This window comes from Okeania sp. (assembly GCF_983059655.1).
Map to the genome: position 1 here is coordinate 1,619 of NZ_CEZPJD010000310.1, position 3,208 is coordinate 4,826.

General features: G+C 33.9%; 3 protein-coding genes. All 3 read right to left on the bottom strand.

Translation table 11 applies throughout. From position 1 onward, the window contains the following. Positions 1-110: 110 nt before the first annotated feature. Positions 111-1,127: a S1 family peptidase gene (locus tag AC3DU7_RS17505; protein ID WP_488040599.1), complete on the bottom strand. Its 1,017-nt coding sequence runs from the start codon at positions 1,125-1,127 to the stop codon at positions 111-113. A 175-nt stretch (positions 1,128-1,302) separates the two neighbouring features. Beyond that, positions 1,303-1,995, bottom strand: a complete 693-nt coding sequence (locus AC3DU7_RS17510) for a COP23 domain-containing protein (RefSeq protein WP_488040600.1) — start codon at positions 1,993-1,995, stop codon at positions 1,303-1,305. 697 nt (positions 1,996-2,692) lie between these two features. Further along, positions 2,693-3,139: a helix-turn-helix domain-containing protein gene (locus AC3DU7_RS17515; protein WP_488040601.1), complete on the bottom strand. Its 447-nt coding sequence runs from the start codon at positions 3,137-3,139 to the stop codon at positions 2,693-2,695. Between the last annotated feature and the right edge of the window lie 69 nt (positions 3,140-3,208).

Here is a 3,208-nt window from a genome sequence, read left to right on the forward strand (position 1 = left end):
ATGTCGCAATAGGAGTTTTTGCTTAGTTGGATTTTTCCAGAGCTAGTAGTTTTGTTGCGTATGTCGCAATAGGAATTTTTGCTTAGTTCCATTTTCAGGAGCTAATGGTTTTATTGCATATGTCGCAATAGGAATTTTTGCTCAGTTCCATTTTCAGGAGCGAACTGATAACTGATAACTGATAACTGATAACTGAAATGGCTTACACATGAAGTTGGCAAAATAGAAGGAGAAAATTTCCAATTCAGCACATCAATAAAATCAGGAAAAAATAAATAATTGAAAATCTTAATACTAGGAGTTTGAGTCATTTTAATAGTTGGTACAGATGCGAATTGGGGAGCTAATTTAGCAACAGTTTCAATAGGAATAGCAAATGCTAAATGACTCATTTGTTGACGCAAACTAATATTAGGTTGCTCGCCATCACTATATACATAAGGATTGCCCCATAAAGGATAAGCATGCATTCCATTAATACCAATAACTTGCCCATAAATATTCAGTAACGGACCACCACTCATCCCCTTTTTAATCAAATTAGTGTAGCCAATTTGATAACCTTTTTCTAAAGGTTTATCAGACAATATTGACACTTTTCCCCTGGTAAATAAAAACTCTGTATCTTGAGGTTTTTCTAAAATAGGAAACCCAGCAGCAAAAATCTTATCCCCTTGAACAAGAGTATGAGAATTTTCTAGAGATGCAACAGTGTAGGTATAATCAGTGCTGCGAAATTGTAATAGAGCTAAATCATTTCCTTGAAAACCTTCATTTTCTATTTGATTTGCTTCATAGAAATTACCATCTGGAGTTTGAATCAGATAAGATTTATCTTGAGTATTTAAAACGTGCTGATTAGTAACAACTGTATAGATTTGTTCTTGCCGTTTTAAAATAATTCCTGAACCCCAACCATTTTCAGAAATAACTTTAACCGTGATTGATTTAGCTAAACTTTTAAGCTCTTCAATAGTACAAAAATCATTACAGTCAGTACAATTTTGAACTTGTATTTGAGTTTCTGAACTTTTGAGGTTATCAAAATTTTTAGACAGTGCTTGTATTGGCAAACAAAATAACCCATTACCAATACAAACCATTAATATCAGCGATCGCCAATTCACAGGATATTATACCAGGAGGTTCATTAATGGATAATTGATAATTACCTCTGGTTAAAACCGTTACGGAATTAAACACAAGTAAATATTATTTCTTTCCTTAAAAGGGTCGGCTTTAAACCAGAATTATTAATTATTAATTATTCGGTAACTAATGACTGATAACTGATAACTGAAATTACCAACCAGTAAAACTAGAATTTTGAGAATTACGAGAAGACCCGTCATATCTCTTTTTTACTAAACCTTCTATATAGTCATTAAAGTTTAAATAGAAACGGGAACCACTTTCATATAGTGGACCTGTAGAAGCACCTACTCGGATGTCAAATAATTGTTGAACTGTTTCACTAGCACTTTGCTGAGGTTTAAGAGTAAATAATACCCCTTGACAAGGACCTCCTTTTCTGCCAGAAACACAGACTACAGGTTGACGGTTAACAATACCAGTCGTAATGTAATCTAGTCTGCCATCGTCATAGAAAAATTGAAATTTATCTGATACTTGGCGACAACGAGTCAGGGGACTATATCCAGCAGATAAGAAATAATTAGAAACCCAACGAATAACTGGATAAGTACCTTGTGGTGTTTTGACAAAAGTAGTTGGGATACCATTTTCACCCCGGTCACAATAAAATTTATTAGGTCGAATTATCGGTGGAACTTCTTTAACTACTGACTTTGTTTTTTCAGAACAGCTTTCTTCTTCTATACATACATTCTGTTCCTTTCTTTGACATAGTTCTTCTCTAATTTCACAAAGTAATCTAGGTGTTGGTTTAGCATTAGCAGGATTATTGATAGTTAAATTAATCCCCAAGCAGAAAGCAAATGCTAAAAATATTCTTGTACAAATATTGATTTTCATAACCACGAAATCTTAGGATATTTATGTTGCAGGTTATTGCCAATAAATAATTGATATAGCAGAAGGAAGAAGGAAGAAAGAAGAAGGAAAATTTTACGTTGTCTGAGTTTTAAGCTGTCGATCTGTCCTAACCTTTCCTTTGACTGCTATAAATATTATTTATTACTTATATTCTCAACAACCTTCATCTCATTTATCAAGATTTTCGCTCTTGTTCCGGAAAAGCTTTTAATTACTTACATCAGCAAACATCGACTTTGTTTAGTTGGTATTGCTATTCTATAAATCCTGATAATTTAACTGATAAAAAAGCAATAAAAATTTAAGAAATCAAGTATTTATACTTGATATTATCCAATAATTATCCAGAATAAATCCCTACTAACTAATAACTATAAACTACTGAATACTTGCCTTTTCTACTTCGTTTTGATATGCAAATGTAGGCTTTAAATAATTTGTAAAAAATCTATATATCCTAGTCAATTAATTACAGCTATACTCGATTTGTTCGCCATACCTCAACCCCTCATATCTGTCCCTAACACAATAAAAGCTGCACCCTTATTTCTTAATTCCAAAATATTTTTCTTACAACTCAAATTAGGATAGCAATACAGGATAAAAATCTAAAATTCCTGTAGAGAAAAAATTTCTCCAATTCAAAATCCCATTTAAGATACTATCCAATATTTTTCTACTTTTTTTTCCAGTCAATGCCTAGTCGTTTTAAGTAATCCCAACCTCGTTGAGGCCAGACATGGTCACGACCAGTTTTCTTTGCAATCCAACGGGCTACTTTTGGACCAGACCATACTCCACCATCAGGAGCAGGCCCTTGTAAAGCCTCTGAAAGTTCCTGCTGTTGAGCTGATGTCAACAAAGATTTAGCAGGTGGTGGTTGACGGTCTTTACTGCGATTTTTCACAGATTCTGGCCCTTCTCTATTGTAGCGCCCAACAATTTCCTTAGCATAATCGTAGTTAAGTCCTACAACTTCAGATGCTTTTTTAATAGACCATTGTTGAGCAACTAGAAGCAGGAGATGCCACCGACGAGATTCGATGGTATCTGGAGCTTGTCGGTAGCGAATTTTCAATTCCTCTACCGTAAGATGTGGTTTCAAATTAGCTTTTGGTGGCATACCTCCTATGAAGAAATTATGGGAGTTTTTAATCTTATCTACCCCTATTTGCTAATCTCCGGATAAAAT